5 protein-coding genes are annotated in these 23,130 nt (G+C 76.3%); all 5 read right to left on the reverse strand.

Going from position 1 to position 23,130, the window contains the following annotated elements; translation table 11 throughout:
- Positions 1-21: 21 nt before the first annotated feature.
- The 5 genes from ACH4F6_RS03555 to ACH4F6_RS03575 all read right to left on the reverse strand — a co-directional run bounded on the left by ACH4F6_RS03555 (position 22) and on the right by ACH4F6_RS03575 (position 23,119).
- Positions 22-969, reverse strand: a complete 948-nt coding sequence (locus ACH4F6_RS03555) for an alpha/beta hydrolase family protein (RefSeq protein ID WP_397958172.1) — start codon at positions 967-969, stop codon at positions 22-24.
- 85 nt (positions 970-1,054) lie between these two features.
- Positions 1,055-1,795: a TetR/AcrR family transcriptional regulator gene (locus tag ACH4F6_RS03560; RefSeq protein ID WP_397958173.1), complete on the reverse strand. Its 741-nt coding sequence runs from the start codon at positions 1,793-1,795 to the stop codon at positions 1,055-1,057.
- 342 nt (positions 1,796-2,137) lie between these two features.
- Entirely contained in the window at positions 2,138-2,650 is a 513-nt protein-coding gene (locus ACH4F6_RS03565; protein WP_397958174.1) for a GNAT family N-acetyltransferase, read from the reverse strand.
- Positions 2,651-2,836: 186 nt separating this feature from the next.
- Positions 2,837-3,040: an MbtH family protein gene (locus ACH4F6_RS03570; protein ID WP_397958175.1), complete on the reverse strand. Its 204-nt coding sequence runs from the start codon at positions 3,038-3,040 to the stop codon at positions 2,837-2,839.
- A gap of 105 nt (positions 3,041-3,145) precedes the next feature.
- Positions 3,146-23,119, reverse strand: coding sequence for a non-ribosomal peptide synthase/polyketide synthase (locus ACH4F6_RS03575; protein ID WP_397958176.1), 19,974 nt, complete (start codon positions 23,117-23,119; stop codon positions 3,146-3,148).
- Between the last annotated feature and the right edge of the window lie 11 nt (positions 23,120-23,130).

The raw sequence follows: 23,130 nt of genomic DNA on the forward strand, positions 1-23,130 counted from the left end.
TGCGGCCGTCGCGGGCCGGGGTTACTTCATGTGGGTGGCGAACCAGTCCAGCATTTCCTCGGGCTCGCGCTGGAAGTGCAGGTAGCCGTCCCAGCGGGCGGTGGTTCCGTGGATCCAGACGAGTTTCTTGTCCTCGATCGGGATGTTGTCGAACATCGCCTGGACGTCGTCGGGGCGCGTCATCAGGTCGTCGTGGACCTGGTAGAGGAAGGTGGGGACGGTGACGCTCCTGGCGGCCTCGACCGGCGACATCTCGGAGAAGGGGAAGCTGACGATCAGGCGGACCTTCTCCTCCAGCTCGGCGACGCGCTCGGGCAGCCCCAGCCTCTCCAGAGCGCGCTGCATGGTGACGCCGACCGACAGTGGCTGCGGGGAAACGACGCAGCGCACGCCGTCGAAGTGCTCGGGGTACATCTGCAGGGCGAACATGGTCGCGTTCGCGCCCTGGCAGCGGCTGAACAGGCCGATGGTCATGTCCTTGAGGTCGTCGCGGGCGCGTACGTACTGCAGGGAGCCGACGACGTCGCGGGCTTCGAAGCGGCCACCGCTGCCGATGCCGCCGTTGCCGGTTCCGCTGTGGCCGAGGTTGCGCATGTCGTAGGTGAGGACGTGGTAGCCGGCCTCGTGCAGGATGCGGTAGTCGGGCACGAAGTCGACCTCGAAGTCGTTGCCGGTGCTCGCCCCGATCGACTTCCAGGGCTCCAGGTGGGCGGGGAGGCCGTAGCGGTTGAACCACAGGGGATGGTTGGCGATGATCAGCTTGTCCGATCCGTCGCGGGGGATGTACCAGGCTTCCAGCGGCACACCGTCCATGGAGGGAAAGGACACCTCCTGGTAGGCCAGGCCGTAGTCGCCCGGGGTCTTGAGGATCGGCGAGCGCATGGGGCGGCCGAAGCCCTGCGCGATGCCGTCCAGGATGCCCTGGATCTCCTCTTCGCCGGGGGTCTGTTCCTGAGGGACGGTGCTCACGTGCTCCTCCTTCAAGTCGAACATGTCGAACCTGCGGGTCGAGGGGACTGGCCGGTGGTGCGGCCGGTCGCTCCGGAGAGCTCCCTCAGGACGGGTCGCCACCTGCCGCGCGGCCGGGCACGGACAGTTGGAGCAGCCATTCGCGCAGCAGGGCGGTCTCCGAGGCACGTAGCGTGCCGACGGGGCCGTGGGGCATCTCCGCTTCCAGTTGCGCGGCGGCTTGCGCAAGCCGCCGCGTCACCGGAGGCGCTCCGGGGACGGCCGGCGGGCCGATGACGGCCGCGGTGACGGCGTCACGCACGAGGGCCGACAGGGGGTCGTCGGCCGCCGCGCGGGTCCGGATCAGATGCAGGGTGACCCCCACCGCGGCCGATGCCACCACGTCCGCGGCCGTCCCGGCCGGCATGCGCAGTCGTCCGGCTCTCTCCAGGTCGCGCATCATCGTCACGAGAACGGCGTGGGCGTGATCCGCCGGGACCGTACGGCCGTCCATCGGGCGGCCGTACATGATGGTGTAGAGCGCGGGGTTGGTCACCCCGAACTCCACGTGCATGTCCCAGCCGCGAAGAAAGTCCTCGACCGGATCCCCGGTCGTCTCCAGGGCCTGCTTGCGGGCCAGGTAGCGGCTGAACCTGTCCGCCGCCACCTCCCGCAGCAGTCCGTCCTTGTCGCCGAAGTGGTGGTACAGGGTCGGCGCCGCGACGCCGGCCGCGTCGCACACTTCGCGGGTCGAGAACTCTCCGCCGGCCGATGCCGCCAGGAGATCGGCAGCTGCGTCGATGATCAGCGCGCGGGTTCGCCGGGTCGCTGAAGCCTCCTTCGCCATATAGCGATGATACATGGAATTACCCAGGGAGCCTGAACGGGCATTATCAACGCTATATGAGGTCGAGGGTCCGTTCACCCACCCGTCCACCGGCTGGCGCGTCCCGTACAAGGCGTGGCCGGTGCGCGGCTCCGACGTGTCGGGGCACCACCCGGTGCGGGAGTCGTGGCCACGGACGCGGACTGACCGGACGCCCGGCCTCCACTGCCGCTCCACGGGGCCGGCCGGTCACGTGACCGGGTGGACGGGGGCCGGCCGGTCACGCGGCCGGCCCCCGGACGCCTCCCCGGTCCGGCCACGGCCGGGGAGGGCGCCGTGACGTCGCCGGAGCCGCTCCCGGGGTCAGGCCGGGTCCGTCGTGGAGATCACCATCATCCTGGTCACGGTGCCGTCGTCGCCGGTCACGTCGCGCACGTGGCGGAAGCCGAGCCGGCGGCAGAGTGCCAGGCTGGCGGTGTTGCCGGCGCCGACCATGCCGTAGGCCTCCTTCAGGCCCAGGTCGTCGGCGGCGTGGCGGAGCAGGCCGCGGACCGCTTCGGTGCCCAGGCCCTCGCCCCAGTACGCGGGGGCGAGGGCGGTGATCAGTTCGTGGCCGTCGACGTTGCCGGTCCTCTTCACCTCCGCGTGGCCGACGTAGACCTCCTCGCGCCACAGCCCCCACACGTCGAACCTGCGCCGGGGGTAGACGTCGGTGAGGATGGCGCGGAACAGCGTGCGGATGTCGGCCTCGGGCACGCGTTCCTGGCCCATCCAGCGGCAGACCTCCTCGTCGCGCAGCAGGGTCACGAAGACGTCCTCGTCCTCGGGGCGGTAGGGCCGGAACGTGAGTCGTTCGGTGTGCAGGACCGGTGTCATGACGGCTCCTCGGAACGGGCGGGCGAGCAGGTGGATCGGTGGAGCACCGTGCCGGTGGGGCGGCGGGCAGGTGGGCCGACAGGACGGTGGGGCGACGGGCCGGCGTACGGGTGGGGCGACGGGGCGGAGGCCGGGGTGCGGTCGCGGGCCGCACCCCGGCCTTCCTCCACTGCGGCGCGGGGCGCGTCAGGCCTCGGCGTTCTCCATGCGCTCCCGCAGGCTGCGCGGGCGCATGTCGGTCCAGACCTCGTCGACGTAGGCGGAGCACTCCGCCTCCGTGCCCTCCTTGCCGACGGGCTGCCAGCCGGCCGGCACCTCGACGCCGACGGGCCACAGCGAGTACTGCTCCTCGTCGTTGCGCAGCACCTGGTAGCGGGTGTTCTCGTCCATGTCTGTCGGTCTCGCTCTCTGGGATCTGATCGGATCTGACGGGGATCGGACAACGGGCCGGTGGTGGGGCGTCCGGCGGTGGGGCGCGGGCCGCGGGGCGGGGCGTCACCGGTTGTCCCGGGCGTGGCGGGCGATGTGGCGCAGGGCCTCGGCGAAGTCGTCCGCGACGCGTCGCACGGTGTCCGTGGCGTGCAGGGCGGGCCGGTGGTGCCAGGTGAAGGACAGCCGGCCGCCCTGCACCGCGCCGACGACCTCCAGCGGGTGGGAGCCGCTGTCGCGCGGGTCGTGGTCCCGTCCGAACGACCCGTGCTCGGCGCGTATCAGGCCGTCGCCGGGGCTCTCCGGGCGGGCGTCCCACTGGCCGAGGTAGTTGAAGACGACCTGCCCGTGCGCGGCCCGGCCGAGCCGCTCGCGCACCCCGGGCGGTCCGAAGGTGCGCAGCGCGCCGAAGCCGAGGCCGTTGCCGGGGACGGCGCGCAGCTGGCGGCGCACCGACTTCACCAGGGCCCGCCAGTCCCGGGCGGGCCCGGGGCCCTCGGGGTCGGGCACCCGGAGGGCGACGGGGTGGACGGTGGTGAACCAGCCGACCGTGCGGGAGAGGTCCACGTCGTCGAGGACGTCCTCGCGGCCGTGTCCCTCCAGGTCCAGGCGGACCTCCTCGCGGCCGGTCCAGCGGGCCAGGGCCAGGGCCAGGGCGGCGAGCAGCACGTCGTTGACGCGGGTGCGGTAGGCGGTCGGCGCGGCGCGCAGCAGGGCCTCGGTGTCCGCCTCGTCCAGTTCCACGGTGAGCGTGTCGGCGCGGCCCGCCTCCGGTCCGGCCGGTGTCCCGGCCGGCAGCGGCTCCGCGTCCACCGCCCGCTCCCAGTAGGGGAGTTCGTCGTCGAGGGCGCCGGCCTCGACGTGCGCGGCGAGGCCCCGGGCCCAGTCGCGGAAGGAGGTGGTGCGTTCGCCCGGCGCGACGGGCTCGCCCCGGACGGCCTGCCGGTAGGCGGCCTCCAGGTCGTCGCGCAGGATGCGCCAGGACACGGCGTCCACGACGAGGTGGTGCGCGACCAGGAGGAGGAAGGCGGGCCGGTCGGCGTCCCCGGTGAACAGGGCCGCCCGCAGCAGCGGGCCGCGCGCCAGGTCGAAGCCGGTGTGCAGGTCGTCGGCGGCCTTCTCCATCGCCGCGTCGGCCTCGGCGGGGGTCAGCCCGCTCAGGTCGTGGCGGTGCAGGAGCCCGTCGCGGTCGGTGTCGGACGGCGGCGGGTTGAACTGGCGCCAGCCGCCTTCGTCCCCGGCTTCCCGGGTGAAGCGCATGCGCAGGGCGTCGTGGTGGTCGAGCAGGGCGTTCAGGGCCGTCTCCAGGGCGGCCTCGTCCAGGGGGGCGCCGAGTTCCAGCAGCAGCGACTGGTTGAAGTGGTGGTGTCCGGCGCGCGGGCTGGTCAGGAACCACTCCTGGATGGGGGTGAGCGGCACGTCCCCGCTCACCGGGCCGTCCCCGGAGTGCCGGGGCGCGTCGGTGACGACGCCGGCCAGCTCGGCGACCGTCTGGTGGGTGAACAGGTCGCGGGTGGCCAGGTGCAGTCCGTCCCGCCGCAGCCGGGAGACGACCTGCATGCTGAGGATGGAGTCGCCGCCGAGGTGGAAGAAGTTGTCGTGCGCACCGACGTCCGCCACGCCGAGGACGTCGGCCCAGATGCGGGCGATGCGGCGTTCGGTGTCGGTGCGCGGCGCCGTGCGCGGCCCGGCGGCGGTGTGCGCGGGGCCGGGTTCGGGCAGGGCCGCGCGGTCGGTCTTGCCGTTCGGGGTGAGCGGCAGGCGCTCCAGCGGCACGAACGCCGACGGGACCATGTGCGCCGGGAGCAGCCCGGCCAGGTGGTCCCGCAGTTCCGCCACCGGCAGCTCCTCGGCGGTGCCCCCGTCGGGCACGACGTAGGCCACGAGCCGGCCGCCGGAGCGGCCGTCCGGGTCGCTCCCGCCGCGGCGCACGGTGACCACCGCGTCGCGCACCCGCGGGCTGCGGCGCAGCGCGCCCTCGATCTCCCCGGGTTCGATGCGGAAGCCGCGCAGCTTCACCTGCTCGTCGGCGCGTCCGGCGAAGCGCAGTTCGCCTGAGGAGTCCCAGCGGGCCAGGTCTCCGGTGCGGTACATCCTCTCCCCCGGCGTTCCGAACGGGTCGGCGACGAAGCGGGAGGCGGTCAGGCCGGGCCGGTTCAGGTAGCCGCGGGCCAGTCCGGGTCCGGCCACGTACAGGTCGCCGGTGACGCCGGGCGGGACGGGGCGCAGGGCGGCGTCGAGGACGTGGACGCGGGTGGCGCCGGCCGGGCGGCCGATCGGCGGGGCGCCGGTGCCCGGGGCGAGGGGGCCGGTCCAGGTGGCGACGACGGTGGCCTCGGTCGGACCGTAGGAGTTGATCATGCGTCGGCCCGGCGCCCACCGCTCGACGAGGTGGGCCGGGCACGCCTCGGCGCCGACGATGAGGGTGCGCAGGTGCGGCAGGGCGCCGGCGGTCTCGGGGGCGACCGTGGCCAGGGCCGCGGGCGGGATCAGCGTGTGGCTGATCCGCCGCTCGGCGAGGACCTGGGCGAGCCGCTCGCCGACGAGGGGTCCCTCCTCCCCGGTGACCAGGGTGGCTCCGCTGAGCAGGGACGTGCACAGCTCCAGCACGGAGGCGTCGAAGCTGGGCGAGGCGAACTGCAGGACCCGGTCGCCGGGGCCCGCGTCGTAGCGGTCGGCGGCGGCCGCGGCGAAGGCCGCCAGGCCGCTGTGCGTCACCGTGACCCCCTTGGGCGTGCCGGTGGAACCCGACGTGTAGATCACGTACGCCGGGTGGGCGGTGGTCAGCGGGGCCGTGCGGTCGGCGTCCGTGGGCGCGGTGTCCGGCCCGTCCGCGTCCCGTACGGCGGCGGGGTCGTCCAGGACGAGCAGGGCGCCCGCGTCGCGCAGCATGAACTCCCGCCGCTGCTCGGGGTAGTCCGGGTCGACGGGCAGGAAGGCGCCGCCGGCCTTGGCCACGGCGAGCTGGGCCACCACCGCCTCCGCGCCGCGGGGCAGGGCCAGCGCCACGATCCGCTCGGGCCCCACGCCCCGGGCGATGAGCCGGTGCGCCAGCCGGTTGGCGGCGCGCTCGACCTCGGCGTACGTCAGCTCGCGGCCGTCGGCGTCGGCCAGGGCCACGGCGTCGGGCGTGCGGGCGGCCTGTCGTTCGAACAGCTCCGGCAGCGTCGCCGCCGGTACCGGGCGGGCGGTGCCGCGTCCCTGGTCGAGGACGGTCTTGAGCGTCTCGTCGGTGGCCAGGGGCAGGGCGCCCAGGGGCCGGTCGGGGTCGTCGGCGACGGCGGTCAGGAGCGTGCCGAGCTGGTCGGCCATCCGTTCGGCGGTGGCCGCGTCGAACAGGCCGGTGTTGTAGGTGAGCAGGCCGTGCAGTTCCCCGGCTTCGGTCTCGGCGAACTCCAGGGTGAGGTCGAACGCCGCGTGCCGCAGGTCCGTGTCGACGTCGGTGACCTCGACGCCGGGCAGGTCGAGGTGGGCCGCCGGGGCGTTCTGCAGCACCACCATGACCTGGAACAGGGGGGTGCGGCTGGTGTCGCGGACCGGCTGCACCTCGTCCACCACCCGCTCGAACGGCGCCTCCTGGTGGGCGAAGGCGTCCAGGACGGTCCCACGCACCTCGGTGAGGAACTCGGGGAAGGGGCGGTCGGGTTCGACGCGGGAGCGCAGGACGAGGGTGTTGACGAAGAACCCGACGAGGTTCTGGGTCTCGGCGCGGTCGCGGCCGGAGGTGACCGTGCCGACGGTGACGTCCCGGCCGCCGGTCAGGCGGGCCAGGTAGGCCTGCGCGGCGGCGACCAGCGTGGTGAACAGGGTGGCCTGCCTCTGACGGCCCACCCGGACGAGGCGGCGGGTCGTCTCCCGCGGCAGGACGAGGCGCACGGTGGCGCCGTCGTGGGTGCGCACCGCCGGACGCGGCCGGTCGGCGGGCAGGTCCGGCGTCTCCAGACCGGTCAGGTGCTCCTTCCAGTAGGCGAGGTGCTCGTCGGTGCCGCGGCCGCGCTGCCAGTGGGCGTAGTCGGGGTACTGCACCGGCAGCGGCGGCAACGCGCCCGTGTCCGCGCCCAGTTCGGCGCGGTAGAAGTGGGCGAGGTCGCCGGTGAGCACCCCGGTGGACCAGCCGTCGGTGACGATGTGGTGCAGGGTCAGGGTCAGGACGTGCTCGTCGCCGGCGAGGCGGATCAGCCCCGCGTGCAGCAGCGGGCCGCGGCGCAGGTCGAACGTGCGGGCGCGTTCGGCCTCCAGCAGTTCCTCCAGCCGGGCCGCGCGGTCGGTCTCCGCCGTCGTCGACAGGTCGTGCAGCGTCAGCGGCACGTCCTGCGCCGGGTGGACGGTCTGCACGCCGTGACCGTCCACCGTGTCGAAGGTGGTGCGCAGCGCCTCGTGCCGCTCGACCAGGGCGCGCAGGGCCGCGGTGAGGGCGGGCACGTCAAGCCGGCCGCGCAGGCGCAGGGCCAGCGCGGTGACGTACTCGCCGCTGCCCGGGGCGAACTCCTCCAGGAACCACAGGCGTTGCTGGGCGTACGACATCGGGGCGGGGGTGTCGCGGGGGACCGGGACGATCTCGGCGGTCGTGGCGTCGCCGGACGGCTCCGCGGTGAGCAGGGCGGCGAGGGCGGCGGGGGTGGGGTGGGTGAACACCTCGCGCGGTGACAGGTCGGCGCCGAACTCCTCGGCCAGGCGGGCGGCCAGCCGGATGCTGAGGATGGAGTCGCCGCCCAGCTGGAAGAAGTCGTCCTCCACGCCGGGCCGCTGCACGGAGAGGACCTCCGCGAAGACGTCGGCGGTGCGCCGCTCGGCGTCGGTGCGCGGCGCGGTCGGCGCGCCCCGCCGGTCACCGCCCGTGGGCTCCGGCGCGGGGAGGGCGGCCCGGTCGACCTTGCCGTTGGCGCTGAGCGGCAGCGCGGGCAGGGCGACGAACGCCGAGGGGACGAGGTAGTCGGGCAGTGAGCGCCGGGCGGACTCCCGTACGTCCCCGAGGTCCTCGGTGCCGACCACGTAGGCCACCAGGCGCCGGCTGCCGGGCCGGTCCTCGCGGGCCAGCACCGCCACGTCCACGACGTCCGGGTGCGCCGCGAGGGCCGCCTCCACCTCGCCGGGTTCGACGCGGAAGCCGCGGATCTTCACCTGGTCGTCGGCGCGGCCCAGGAACTCGACCGTGCCGTCGGGGCGGCGGCGGGCCAGGTCGCCGGTGCGGTACATGCGCGTGCCGGGCGGGCCGGCGGGGTCGGCGAGGAAGCGGGCGGCGGTGTCGCCGGGACGGCCCAGGTAGCCGCGGGCCACGCCCTCGCCGGCGAGGTACACCTCGCCGGCCGAGCCCGGCGGCACGGGCCGCAGGCGGCCGTCGAGGACGTGGACCCGCATCTCGTCGAGCGGGTGGCCGATGGGCACGGTGTCCGGGACGGCGCTCGCGTCGGTGAGCGCGAAGGACGTCGCGAACGTCGTCGTCTCGGTGGGGCCGTAGCCGTCCACGACGGTCAGGCCGGGGCAGGCGGACAGCACGCGGCGCACGGCCGCGGCGGGCACCACGTCGCCGCCGGTCCACACCTGGCGCAGGCCGGCGAAGCAGTCCGGGGCGTCCTGCGCCAGCAGCCGGAAGAGGCCGGCGGTCAGCCACAGCGCGCTCAGGCCGCCGTCGCCGGCCAGGCGCCGCAGCAGTGCCGCGTCCACCGGCCCGGGCGGCGCCACGACCACGCAGCCGCCGTTCAGCAGGGGCGCCCACACCTCGAAGGTGGCGGCGTCGAAGGCCACCGGGGAGTGCAGCAGCACCCGGTCGCACACCCCCGCGGTGAAGCGGCCGTCGCCGGCGAGGGCGGCCACGTCGCGGTGGCGCACCGCGACCGCCTTGGGCTCGCCGGTCGATCCGGAGGTGAACATCACGTACGCCAGCCGGTCGGCGTCCGCGGGCGCGGCGGCGGGTGCGCCCGGCACGGGGGTGCGGGCGGCGGCGACGTCCGCGGCGGTCAGTCCGGCCGTCGCGCCCGCCCGCTCGGTCAGCGCCCGGCGCCGCTCCTCGGGGGCGCGGGCGTCCACCGGCACGTAGGCGCCGCCCGCCTTGAGGACGGCGAGCTGGGCGACGACCAGTTCGGCGCAGCGGTCCATCGACAGCGCCACCCGGTCCTCCGCGCGCAGGCCGCCGGCGAGCAGCCGGGAGGCCACGGCGTCGGACCAGTCGTCGAGGTGACGGTAGGTCAGTTCCGTGTCGCCGTCGCGCAGGGCGGGTGCGTCGGGGGTGCGGCGGGCCTGCTCGGCGAACAGCTCGACGGGGCTGCGCGGCGCCGCCTTCCGGGCGGGGGCGTTCCACCGCCGGAGCAGGGCGCGGTCGTCCTCGGTCAGCGGCTCGAGGCCGGTCACGTCCGCGTCGACCCCGATGCCGTCGGCGAGGGCGGTCAGGAGGGCCGCGAGCCGGGCGGCGAGGCGTTCGGCCGTGTCCGCGTCGAACAGGTCGGCGTCGTAGGCGAGGTCGAGGCCGAGCCGGTCGCCGAGGTGGGCGCGCAGGCACAGCGGGAAGGTCGGCGCGTCGTCGGCCCGCACCTCCTCGACGCGCACGCCCGTGCGGGCCGTGGCGGACTCGTCGACGGGATAGTTCTCGAACACCACCATGCTGTCGAACAGCGCCTCGCCCGCCGGGAGCTCGCTCAGCGCCTGGATGCGGGGCAGGGCGAGGAAGTCGAAGCGCCGGGCGTCGCTCTGCCGCTCCTGCACGTCCCGCAGCCAGGACGCCGCTCCCCCGCCCGTGACGCGGATCCGGGTGGGCACGGTGTTGATGAACATGCCGATCATCGACTCCACGCCCGGCAGTTCGGCCGGGCGCCCGGAGACGGTCGTGCCGAACACGACGTCGTCGCGTCCGCCGTGGCGGGCCAGCAGCAGTGCCCAGGCGCCCTCGACCACGGTGTTCACCGTCAGCCCGGCCCGGGCCGCCGTCTCCCGCAGCCGCGCCGAGACCCGCTCGTCCAGCTGCCGGTGCGCCGTGGCGGCGGCGCGGGCGCGGTGCGCCTCGGCCGGGGTGCGGTCGTACGGCAGCGGGGTGCGGGCCGGGAAGCCGGCGAGGGCGTCGGCCCAGTACGCCTCGGCCGCCCGCTCGTCCTGCTCGTCCAGCCAGTGCAGGAAGTCGGAGAACGGGCGCCTCACCGGCGCGGGGGCCTCGCGTCCGCCGGTGAGCGCGGCGTAGCGCTCGCACACCTCGGTGAGCAGCTGCCCGGTGCTCCAGCCGTCCAGGATCAGGTGGTGGGAGGACCACAGCAGCCAGACCTCGTCGCCGGGCAGCGCGGCCAGGGTGACGCGGGTGAGGGGGGCGGTGGTGAGGTCCATGCCCGCCGCGCGGTCGGCGGCCAGCAGCTCCCCGGTCTCCCGCTCGCGTTCCCCGGGCGTCAGGCCCCGCCAGTCCAGGTGGGTGACGGGCAGCTCCACCCGGTGGTGGACGACCTGGACCGGGCGCGGCAGGCCCTGCCAGTGGACGCTGGTGCGCAGGGCCTCGGTACGGTCGGCGACCTGCTGCCAGGCCGCGGCGAAGGCCCGCGGGTCGCTCACCCCGGACAGCCGTACGGCCGTCCGGTCGAAGTAGGCGCCCGCCGTGTCCACCAGGCCGTGGAAGAGCATCCCGGCCTGCAGGGGCGTCAGCGGCAGGACGTCCGCCACGTGCCGGCCGTCGCCCACGAGGCGGTCCAGCTCGCTCTGGCCGAGCCCGGCGAGGGGGAAGTCCGACGGGGTGCGGCCGCCCGCGTCCGGGCGGGCGCAGTGGGCCGCGATCTCGCGCAGCGCCGCGCACATCCCGTCGGCGAGGGCGCGGACGGTGGACTCGTCGTAGACGGCCGGCGGGTAGGTCCAGCCGAGTTCGAGGCGGCCGTCCTGGACCACGCCGGTGACGTCCAGCGGGTAGGGGCGGGGGGCGTCGGGGTCGGTGTCGGAGCCGGCCGGGGGCAGGGCGGCGCCGTAGAGGCCGTCCCGGCTCCCGCCGGTGTCCCACCGGCCGTGGTAGTTGAAGCCGACCTGGGGCGCGGGGGCGCCGGCCAGCGGGCTGTCGGGCAGCAGGTGGCGCAGCGCGCCGTGGCTCAGGCCGTGCAGGGGCACCGCGCGCAGCTGTTCCTTGACCGAGCGCAGGGTGTCGTGCCAGCCGGCGTCGGGGTCGACGCTCAGCGCGAGGGGGAACTCGGCGGTGAACCAGCCGACCGTCCGGGAGAGGTCCACGTCGTCGAAGAGGTCCTCGCGGCCGTGGCCCTCCACGCCGACCAGCACGGTGTCGCGTCCGCACCAGCGGGCCAGGGTGCGGCCGAGGGCGCCGAGCAGGACGTCGTTGACCTGGGTGCGGTAGACCTCCGGGACCCGGCGCAGCAGGGCCTCGGTGGTCTCCGGCTCCAGTTCCACGGTGACCGTGGCGGCGGCGCCGTGGGTGTCGGGGCCGGGCCGGCCCGCGGGCAGGCCGGCGGGGGCCGCCGCGGTGCGTTCCCAGTGGGCGAGGTCGCCGTCCAGGGCGCCGGAGCGGGTGTGCTTCTCCAGCCGGGCCGCCCAGTGGCCGTACGCGGTGGTGGCCGGGGGCAGGTCGACGGGTTGTCCGGCCGCGGCCTGCCGGTGCGCGGTCTCCACATCGGCCAGCAGGATGCGCCAGGAGACGCCGTCGACGACCAAGTGGTGCACGGTGAGGAGCAGTTGTGCGGGCCGGTCCGGGCCGCGGTCGAGGAGCAGGACGCGTGCCACCCGGCCCTCGGCCGGGTCGAGCCCGTCACGGGCCGCGTCCGCGAGGCGGGCCGCCTCGGCTTCCAGGGCGGGGTCGTCGAGGCCGGTCACGTCGTGACGGGTGACGATGGCGTCCGGGGCGTCGGGCAGGACTTCCTGGCGCCATCCGTCGTCGGTGCGGCGGAAGCGGGTGCGCAGGGCCGGGTGGTGGCGTACGACGGCGTCCACGGCGGTGCGCAGGGCGGACAGGTCGGTTCCGGGGGCCAGCTCGATCCGCTGCGACATGGTGAAGCGCAGCGGGTCGCCGGGGCGGCGGCCGTCGAGGTACCAGCGCTGGATGGGGGTGAGCGGCGCCTCGGCGGGCGCGGTCTCCTCCTCCGTCACGACGGGGGCCGACTCGGTGACGCGCAGGGCGAGTTCGGCGACGGTCTGGTGGCGGAAGACGTCCTTGGTGGTCAGCGCCAGTCCGGCCCGGCGGGCCCGGGAGACGATCTGGATGCTGAGGATGGAGTCGCCGCCGAGCGCGAAGAAGTTGTCCCGCGCGCCCACCCGGTCGGCCCGCAGGACGTCCGCCCAGATCGCGGCCAGCGTCTCCTCGGTGCCGGGGCGCGGCGCCACGTACGCCGTGGCGGGGTCCGGTTGCGCGGGCGGGGCGGGCAGGGCGCGCCGGTCGGTCTTGCCGCTGCTGGTGCGCGGGATCCGGGCCAGCGGGACGAACGCCGCCGGCACCATGTGGTCCGGCAGGGTGCGCCGGAGCGCGAGGCGCAGGGCGTCGGCGGCCGGGACGGAGTCCCCGGCGGGCACCAGGTACGCCACGAGCATGAGCCGGCCCGCGTGTTCGCGTGCCGTCACGACGGCCTCGGCCACGTCCGGGTGGGCGAGCAGCGCGGCCTCGACCTCGCCGGGCTCGACGCGGAAGCCGCGGATCTTGATCTGCTCGTCGGCGCGGCCCAGGAACTCCAGCAGCCCCCGCTCGTTCCAGCGGGCGCGGTCGCCGGTGCGGTACATCCTCCCTCCTTGCCCGCCCTCGGGCAGGAGGGGCCCGCCCGGCGCGCCGAACGGGTCGGCGACGAAGCGCGACGCGGTCAGGCCGGGCCGGTTCAGGTAGCCGCGGGCCACCTGGGCGCCGGCGAGGTACAGCTCGCCGGGCACGCCGGGCGGCACCGGGCGCAGCCGGGCGTCGAGGACGTAGGCGCGCAGGTTGCGGCCGGGGCGCCCGACGACCGGCCGGTCCGGGTGGTCGGCGACGCGCCCGTACGTGGCGTCGACGGTGCACTCGGTGGGCCCGTACACGTTGTACGCGGTGACGCCGAGGCCGTCGGCGGCGCACAGCTCCCGCCAGGTGTCGGGGCCCGTCGCCTCGCCGCCGACGAGGAGGACGCGCGGGCGGTGGCGGCCGGGTGCGAGGAGTCCGGCGGCGGTGAGCTCGCGCAGGAAGGACGGGGTGACGTTCACCAGGTCCAGGCCGCGTTCGGCGACCTGGGCGCAGAACGCGTCCGGGTCCAGGCGCACGTCCTCGTCGACGAGGTGGACCTCCTGCCCGAGGGCGAGCAGCAGCGGCCCCTCCCAGGAGGTGTCGAAGGAGAACGAGGCGCTGAGCGCGGCGCGCAGCCGCCGCCCGTCCGCGGTGTGCGGCGCGACGAGCCCCTCGCGGTGGTCGTGGCAGAGGTTGACCAGGTGGCGGTGTTCGACGACGACGCCCTTGGGGCGGCCGGTGGAGCCGGAGGTGTAGACGATGTAGGCGGCGTGGTCCGGGCGCAGCGGCGCCGGACGGTCGCGGTCGGTGGGGTCGTGGGCGGGCAGCCGGTCCCACTCCACCTCGCGCAGGGCGTCCTCGCTCAGCACGGTGTGCGGGGCCGCGTCGGCGAGGAGGTGGGCGACGCGCTCCTCGGGCAGGTCGGGGTCGAGGAAGAGGAAGGTGCCGCCCGCCTTGGCGACGGCGAGCACCGCCGCCATCAGGTCGGAGGTGCGCGGCAGCCGTACCGCGACCGTCCGCTCGGGGGCGACGCCCCGGGCGAGGAGGTGGTGGGCGAGCCGGTTGGCGCGCTCGTTGAGGGCGGCGAAGTCCAGCGTGGCGTCCCGGGCCACCAGGGCGGTGGCGTGCGGGGTGCGGGCGGCCTGCGCCTCGAACAGGGCGGGGAAGGTGGTGGCGGGGACCGCGAGCCGCGGACCCTGCCAGTCGTGGAGCACCCGGCGCCGCTCGTCGGCGGTCATCAGCTCCAGCGCCCGCACGTCCCGGTCCGGGTCCTGCGCCGCGGCCTCCAGCAGCAGCCGCAGCCGGCCGGCCAGGCTCCGGACGGTGTCCTCGTCGAACAGGGCGGTGTCGTACTCCAGGTGGCCGGTGACGCCGCCGTCGCCCTCCACGAAGTCGAAGGCCAGGTCGAACGTGGCGTGCCGGACCGGCGGGGTGACCGGCTCGACCTCCAGGTCCGGGAGCGCGGGGGCCCCGGCGCCCAGGTTGTGCAGGGCGACCATGACCTGGAACAGGGGGGTGCGGCTGGTGTCCCGCTCGGGCTGGAGGGCGTCCACCAGCCGCTCGAAGGGCACGTCCTGGTGGGCGAACGCGTCCAGGACGGTTTCGCACACCTGTTCCAGCAGCGCGCGGAACGACGTGCCGGGGCGCACCCGGTTGCGCAGCACCAGCGTGTTCACGAACATGCCGACCACGTCGTGCAGTTCGGGGCGCTCGCGGCCCGCGGTGACGGTGCCGACGGCGAAGTCGTCCTGGTCGGCCCAGCGGGACAGCAGGGCCGTGCAGGCGGTCAGCAGCGTCATGTACAGGGTGGCGTCGGTCTCCCGGCCCAGCTCGCGCAGCCGGCCGGTCAGCCCGGCGGGCAGGGTGAAGGTCACCAGCGCGCCGTCCCGGCCCCGTACGGCGGGACGCGGCCGGTCGGTCGGCGGCTGGAGCGGGGGCACTCCGTCCAGTCGCTCACGCCAGTGGGCGAGTTGCCGCTCGACGTCGTCGGTGCGGGCGCGCTGCCAGGCGGCGTGGTCGGCGTACCGGACGGGCAGCTCCGGCAGTTCGGGGCGGCGGCCCTCGTGCGCCGCGGCGTACAGCTCGCCCAGGTCCCGGCCGAGGACGCCGAGCGACCAGCCGTCGGTGACGATGTGGTGGACGGCGAGGACGAGGACGTGCTCGCCGTGCTCGCCGTCGGCCAGGCGGGCCAGCCGGGCGCGCAGCAGCGGCCCGGCCGCCAGGTCGAAGGGCGTGGCGGCCGCGCGCTCCAGCAGCGCGTCCAGCGCCGCCCGCGCGTCCGGGGCGGCGGTGAGGTCGTCCACGGGCAGGTCGACCCGGTGCGGCGGGCGCACCAGCTGCCGCGCCTGCCCGTCCTGTTCGGCGAAGGTGGTGCGCAGCGCCTCGTGCCGGGCGACCAGGCCGTCCAGGGCGGTGCGCAGGGCGTCCTCGTCGAGCGGGCCGCGCAGGCGCAGCGCGGACAGCGTCGTGTACTCGGTGCTGCCGGGCTCGAACCGGTCGAGGAACCACAGGCGTTGCTGGGCGTACGACAGCGGCGCCGGGGTTTGCGGGGCGGTCGCCGGTATCGCGTCGTCCCGCGGCGCGGACGGGTCGCCGGCCGGGTCGCCGGCCGGGTCGCCGAGCTCGGCGGCCAGGGCGGCCACCGTGGGGCGGGTGAACAGCAGCCTCGGGGAGACGTCGGGGCCGAACGCGGCGCGCAGCCGGGCGGTGACGCGGACGGCGAGGATGGAGTCGCCGCCGAGCGCGAAGAAGTCGTCGCCGGCGTGCACCTCGCCGACGCCCAGCACGTCCGCCCAGGCGGCGGCGACCAGCCGTTCGGCCCGGGTGCGCGGCGGTGTGCGGTCGGTGCCGGCGGCGTAGCCGTCGGGTCCCGGCGCGGGCAGGGCGCGCCGGTCGAGCTTGCCGTTGACGGTGAGCGGCAGCGCGTCCATCGGCACGTAGGCGGCGGGCACCATGTGGGCGGGCAGCAGACGCTCCAGGTGGGTACGCAGTCCGGCCGCCTCGGGGGCGGCGCCGCCGGAGCCGACGACGTGCGCCACGAGCCGGCGGGTCCCGGACGCGTCCTCGAACACGCCGACCGCGGCCTCGGCGACGCCGGGGTGGGCGTGCAGGGCCGCCTCGATCTCGCCGGGCTCGATGCGGTAGCCGCGGATCTTCACCTGGGCGTCCGCGCGGCCCAGGTACTCCAGGGTGCCGTCGGCCCGCCACCTCGCCCGGTCGCCCGTGCGGTACATGCGGCCGCCGGCCGGCCCGAACGGGTCGGCGAGGAAGCGGCCGGCGGTGAGGCCGGGGCGGCCGAGGTAGCCGCGGGCCAGGCCCTCGCCCGCCACGTACATCTCGCCGGTGGCGCCGGGCGGCACGGGCGCCAGGCCGGCGTCGAGCACGTACACCCGCAGGTCGGGGATGGCCGTGCCGATCGGGCCGGCGGGGCCGTCGGCGGCGCCGGCGGGGTCGAGCGGGGCGTGGGTGACGTGCACGGTGGTCTCGGTGATGCCGTACATGTTGACCAGGCGCGGGGCGTCGGCCGGGTGGCGTGCCCACCAGGCGGCGAGCCGGCCGGTGTCCAGGGCCTCGCCGCCGAAGACCACCGTGCGCAGCGCGAGGCGGGCGCCGGTCTCCGGATGTTCGGCGTCGGCGCGGATCAGCGGGTAGAACGCGGACGGCGTCTGGTTGAGGACGGTGACCCGCTCGTCCGCCAGCAGGCGCAGGAAGTCCTCCGGGGAGCGGGCGGTCTCGTCGGGCACCACGACGAGCCGGCCGCCGTGCAGCAGCGGGCCCCACAGCTCCCACACGGAGAAGTCGAACGCGTAGGAGTGGAACATCGTCCACACGTCGTCGGGGCCGAAGCCGAACCAGTGGCGGGTGCGGGTGAACAGCCGCACCACGTTGGCGTGCGGGATCACCACGCCCTTGGGGCGGCCGGTGGAGCCGGAGGTGTAGATGGCGTAGGCGGGGCTCTCCGGCAGCGGCCGGCGGGCCGGGACCGGTCCGCCGGCCGGGCGCCCGGCGAGGTCGGCCTCGACCCTCGGATCGTCCAGGAGCAGCAGGGGGACGTCGGTGCCGTCGACGCGGGCCGCCGTTCCGGTCGTGGTCACCAGCGTCACCGGGGCGGCGTCGGCGAGGAGGCCGCCGATGCGTTCGGCGGGCGAGGCCGGGTCGATCGGCAGGTAGGCCGCGCCGGTCTTCAGCACGGCGAGGACCGCGACGACCTGGTCGCAGGAGCGGGGCAGGGCGAGGGCGACGAACCGCTCGGGGGCGGCGCCGAGTCCGGCGAGCCGGTGGGCGAGCCGGCCGGCGCGGGCGTCGAGCGTGGCGTAGTCCAGGCGCTCGGTCCCGCAGGTGACGGCGACGGCGTCGGGCGTGCGGGCGGCCTGCGCCTCGAACAGGTCCACCAGCGTCTCGTCGGGGCGGCCCCGTTCGGTGCCGTCCCAGCCGGTGAGCGTCCGCCGCTCCCCGTCCGTCGTCCAGGCCAGGGCGCGCAGCGGCCGGCCGGGGCCGTCGGCCATCTCCGTGAGCAGCAGGCACAGCCGGTCGGCGAGCGCGCGGACGGTCGCCGCGTCGAACAGGGCGGGGTCGTAGGCGAGGTCGAAGCCGAGGCGCTCGCCGTGGTGAGCCCGCAGCACGAGCGGGTAGTTGGTGGCGTCGCGGGAGGTCACCCCGGCCAGGCGCACCCCGGAGCCGGCCGTGCGGGCCTCGTCGAAGGGGTAGTTCTCGAAGGCGACCATGCTGTGGAAGAGCGGGCTGCCGGACGGCACGTCGCTCAGCTGGGTCAGCTCGGCCAGCGACACGGCCGCGTACCGCCTCGACTCGGCCTGGGCGTCCTGCAGGTCCCGCAGCCACGCGCCCACCGTGCGCCCGGCGTCGACGCGCACCCGGGTGGGGACGGTGTTGATGAACATGCCCACCATGGACTCGACGCCGGGCAGGTCGTCGGGCCGGCCGGAGACGGTGGTGCCGAACACCACGTCGTCCTCGGCGGCGTACCGGGCCAGCAGCAGCGCCCAGGCGCCCTGCACGACCGTGTTGAGGGTGAGTCCGGCCTCGCGCGCGGTGCGCGCCAGCCGGGCCGACGCCCCGTCGTCCAGGCCGGCCGTGTGCACGTCCGCGGAGCGGGCCAGGTGGGCCTCGCGCAGGGGGCGGTCGGCGGGCAGCGGGGTGGGGGTGGCGAAGCCGGCGAGGACGTCCTGCCAGTGGGCGCGGGCGGCGCCCGGGTCCTGCTCGGCGAGCCAGCGCACGTAGTCGCCGAAGGGGCGCCGCACCGGCGGCCGGGGTTCGGCGCCCGCGGTGAGGGCCGCGTACTCCTCGAACACGTCGGTCAGCACCTGGGCCAGGCTCCAGCCGTCCAGGATCAGGTGGTGGGAGGTCCACAGCAGGTGCAGCCGGGCGTCGGGCAGCCGGACCAGGGTCAGCCGCATCAGCGGCGCGGCGGCGAGGTCGATGCCGCGGGCCAGGTCGTCGGCGCGCAGCCGGGCGAGGCACTCGGCGCGCTCCGGCTCGTCCAGGCCGCGCCAGTCGAGGTGGGTCACCGGCACCCGCACGTCCCGGTGCACGACCTGGAGGGGCACGGGGACGTCCTCCCAGACGACGCGGGTGCGCAGGGCGGGCGTGCGGTCGGTGACGCGCTGCCAGGCCGCGGCGAGGGCGTGCGGGTCGGCGACGCCGTCCAGCAGGAGCCCGGCCTGGTCGACGTAGACGTCGTCGGGGCCGCCGACCAGCCGGTGGAAGAGCATGCCCTCCTGGAGCGGGGTCAGCGGCAGGACGTCCTCCACGTCCCGCCCGTCGCCGACCAGCCGGTCCAGGCGGTCCTGGTCGAGGCGGGCCAGCGGGAAGTCGGACGGGGTGCGGCCGCCCGCGCCGGGGCGGGCGCAGTGCTCGGCGATCGCGGCCAGCGCGCGGGTCATGCCGTCGGCGAGGGCGCGGACGGTGTCCTCGTCGTGCACCTGGTCGCTGTAGTGCCAGGTGATCTCCAGTTCGCCGTCGGCGACCACGGCGGATATGTCCAGCAGGTGGGCCGGCGGCTCGTCGGCGGCGACGTCGCGGCCGGGCGCCTCGCCCGCCGGGGCGAAGTCCCGCCCGTCGCCGGCCTCCCACTGGCCGTGGTAGTTGAAGCAGACCTGCGGCAGCGGCAGGTCCCGCAGGGCGCGGGCGGCCGGGTCGGGCGAGCCGAGGCGGGCCAGGGCCTCGTAGCCCAGGCCGTGCCGGGGGACGGCCCGCAGGCGTTCCTTCACCGCCTTGAGGGTGGCGCCCCAGTCGGGTGCGCCGGACGGCCCGGCGGGGGTGAGGGTGACGGGGTACTGGGTGGTGAACCAGCCCACCGTGCGGGACAGGTCCAGCGTGTCGTCCTCGCGGCCGTGGCCCTCCAGGGCGACGGTCACCCGTTCGGTGCCCGTCCAGTCGGCGAGGACCCGGCTCAGCGCGCTGAGCAGCACGTCGTTGACCTGCGTGCGGTAGACGGCGGGCACCTGGCGCAGCAGGGCCCCGGTGGTGGCGCGGTCGACGCGGGTGCTCAGGGTGCGGACCGAGCCGGCGAGCGGGGTGCCGGGGCGGTCGACCGGCAGCGGGGTGCGGGGTGCGGCGGCCTCGGCGGTCCAGTGCGGCAGGTCGGCGTCGAGGTCGCCGGCGCGCACCCGGCGGGACAGGTGCGCGGCCCAGTCGGCGAACGGCGTGGGGACGGGCTCCAGCTCGATCGCGTCGCCCCGGGCCGCCTGCTCGTAGGCCCGGGCGAGGTCGGCGAGCAGGACGCGCCAGGAGACGCTGTCCACCGCCAGGTGGTGGGCGGTGAGGAAGAGCCGGGGGCGCTCGCCGGGGCGGGACAGCAGGGCGGCGCGCAGCAGGGCGCCGGTGGCCGGGTCGAGGGCGGCGCGGGCCGCGTCGGCGGCCTCCTCGCGGGCGGCCGCCGGGTCGGCGGCGCGGGAGAGGTCGTGGCGGGTGAGCAGGCCGGTGGCCGGGCCCTCGCCGGGGTGCTGGCGCCAGGTGTCGCCGGAGCGGGCGAAGCGGGTGCGCAGCGCGGGGTGGTGGGCGGCCAGCGCCTCCAGGGCGCGCTCCAGGGCCGGCTCGTCCAGGTCGCGGGGCAGGTCCAGCAGCATCGACATGCTGAAGTGCCGCAGCGGGCCGTGCGCGGCGAAGAACCACTCCTGGATCGGCGTCAGCGGCGCCGGGCCCTCCTCGCGCGGCCGGCGGGGCGCGGGCACGGCGGCGGTGCGCGCGGACGCGGCGGCGGCGAGGTCGGCGACGGTCTGGTGGCGGAAGACGTCCCGCGAGGTCAGGTGCAGGCCGGCCGCGCGGGCGCGGGAGACGGCCTGGATGCTGAGGATGGAGTCGCCGCCCAGCTCGAAGAAGTTGTCGGTCACGCCGACCCGGCGCGCGCCCAGCACCTCGGCCCAGACGCGGGCGAGGGTCTCCTCCTCGGGGGTGCGCGGGGCGACGAACTCCCCGTCGCGCTCGCCGCCGTCGAGGTCGGGGGCGGGCAGGGCGCGCCGGTCGACCTTGCCGCTGACGGTCGTCGGCAGGGCGTCGAGCACGGTGAAGGAGGACGGCACCATGTGGTCGGGCAGCACCCGCCGCAGGGCCGCCCGCACCTCGCCCGCGGCGGGCCGCGCGTCGCGGCCGGCGGGGACGAGGTAGGCGGCGAGCCGGGTGTGGCCGTGCGGGTCGTCGACCGCGACGACCGCGGCGGCGGCGACGCCGGGCAGGTCCGTCAGGGCCGCCTCGACCTCGCCGGGCTCGATGCGGTGGCCGCGCACCTTGACCTGGTCGTCGGCGCGCCCCAGGTAGTCCAGGCGTCCGTCGGCCGTCCAGCGGGCCAGGTCGCCGGTGCGGTACATGCGGGTGCCGGGCGGGCCGAACGGGTCGGGCAGGAACCGCGCGGCGGTGAGCCCCGGCCGGCCGGTGTAGCCGCGGGCCAGTTGCACGCCGGCCAGGTACAGCTCGCCGCCGACCCCGGGCGGCACGGGCCGCAGCCGGTCGTCGAGGACGTAGGCGCGCACGTTGGCGAGCGGCCGGCCGACCGTCGGGCGGCCGTCGCCCTCGATGCGGCAGGCCAGGGCGTCGACCGTGCACTCGGTGGGGCCGTAGAAGTTGTAGGCGGCCACGTCCCGCCGCTGAGCCAGCTCCCGCCACAGCGCGGGGCCGACGGCCTCGCCGCCGAGCATCAGCACCCGGGGGCGGTGGCGCGGGTCGGTGAGCAGTCCGGCGGGCAGCAGCTGGCGCAGGTAGGTGGGGGTGAGGTCGAGGAAGTCGATGCGGTGCTCGACGACGTACTCGACGAGGGCGGCGGCGTCCAGCCGGGTCGTCTCGTCGACCAGGTGCAGCGGGTGGCCGTCGGCCATCAGCAGCACGCCCTCCAGGGAGGTGTCGAAGGAGAACGACGCCGTCAGCGCCACCCGCAGCGGCCCGCCGCCCGCCTCGGCGACGAAGCCCCCGCGGTGGCCCGCGAGGAGGTTCGCGGCGGACCGGTGGGTCACGGCGACGCCCTTGGGGCGGCCGGTGGAGCCGGAGGTGTAGATGACGTAGGCGGTGGTGTCGGGATGCGGTGGGGCGAGCGGACCGCCGGCCGTGTCGGGGACCTCCCGCAGCGCCGCTTCGTCCAGGACGAGGGCCGGCCGGGCGTCGTCGAGCAGGAACCGCACCCTGTCCTCGGGCAGCGCGGGGTCCAGGGGCAGGTAGCCGGCGCCGGCCTTCCAGACGGCGAGGATCGCCGTGATCATGTCGGCGGTGCGCGGCAGCTCGAGGGCGACCAGCCGCTCGGGTCCGGCGCCGCGCGCGACCAGATGGCGGGCGAGGCGGTCGGCGCGGGCGTCGAGCGTGGCGTAGTCCAGGGTCACGTCCCCGGCGACCAGGGCGGTGGCGTGCGGGGTGCGGGCGGCCTGCCGCGCGAACAGCTCGGGCAGGGTGTCCTCGGGAACGGGCCGGGCGGTCGCGTTCCAGTCCCGGGTGATCTGCTCCAGCTGCCGCGGCGAGAGCAGGGGCAGGACGCCCAGCGGCCGGTCCGGATCCGCGGCGGCGGCGTCCAGCAGGCGCAGCAGCTGGTCGGCCATGCGCTCGGCGGTGGCCGCGTCGAACAGGTCGGTGCGGTACTCCAGCAGGCCGGTGAGACCGTCCCCGTCGGGGACGAACTCCACGCTCAGGTCGAAGGTGGCGGCCCGCCGGGGCACGGCGACCGGGGCGGCGGCCAGGCCGTGCGGGTCGGGGGCGGCGGGCGGCGCGGGGTGCAGCAGGACCATCACGTCGAACAGGGGGTTGCGGCCCGCCTCCCGGGCCGCGCCGACGGTCTCCACCAGCCGCTCGAACGGCGTGTCGCCGTGCGCGAAGGCGTCGTTGACGGTGTCCGCGGCGGCGGTCAGCAGGTCGCGGAAGGAGCCGCCGGTCTCGACGCGGGTGCGCAGCACGACGGTGTTGACGAAGAAGCCGACGGCCCGTTCCAGATCGGTGCGCCCGCGTCCGGGGGTGAGCGAGCCGACGGTGATGTCGTCCTGCCCGGACCAGCGGGCCAGCAGGGCCTGGCAGGCGGCGGTCAGGGCGGTGAACAGGGTGGTGTGCCGCTCGGCCGCGAGCTGTCTGAGCCGGGCGGTGGTGGCCGCGGGGACGGTGAAGGCGTGCACCGCGCCCGCGCCGGACTCCTCGCCGCGGCGCGGCCGGTCCAGCGGCAGCTCGGGCGCCACCGCGCCCGCCAGCCGCTCCTTCCAGTGCGCCAGTTCGCGCTCCAGCCGGGGGCCGGAGAGCTGTTCGCGCTGCCAGACGGCGAAGTCCGGGTACTGCGTCGCCACCGGCGGCAGCGCGGGCTGCGCGCCCCGCGCGAGGGCGTCGTAGGCGGTGCACAGCTCCTGGAGGAGCACGCCCATCGACCAGCCGTCGGTGACGATGTGGTGGGCCGTCAGCAGCAGCACGTGCGCGTCGTCCGACGCGCGCAGCAGCAGGGCGCGCAGCAGCGGTCCGGTGCGCAGGTCGAAGGGGCGCTCGTACTCGGCCAGCAGGGCCGTCTCCAGGGCGTCCCCGTTCCCGTCCCCGGAGGCCGTGAGGTCCCGGACCGGCAGCGGGAGCGGGCCGGCGGGGTGCACGGTCTGCGCGGGGCTGCCGTCGGTTTCGTCGAACGTGGTGCGCAGCGCCTCGTGCCGCGCCACCACGTGCTCCAGCGCGTCGCGGAGCGCGGTGCGGTCGAGGGGGCCGGTGAGCCGGAGCGCGACCGCGCTGTTGTAGCGCGGGTCGCCGGGGCGCAGCCGGTCCAGGAACCACAGGCGCTGCTGGGCGAAGGACAGCGGCAGCGGCCGGGTGCGGTCGGCGCGCGGGACGGCCTGCCGGGCAGTGGCGCCGGCGGCCCGTCCGGCGAGCCGGCGGCGGAGCACTTCCTGGAGGTCCTGCGGCAGGGCCTCGGCACGGTTTCGCTTCGAAGACGTCATGGTTGTCCGGT

This window comes from Streptomyces sp. NPDC017936 (assembly GCF_044328485.1).
In the GTDB taxonomy this organism is placed as follows: Bacteria; Actinomycetota; Actinomycetes; order Streptomycetales; family Streptomycetaceae; genus Streptomyces.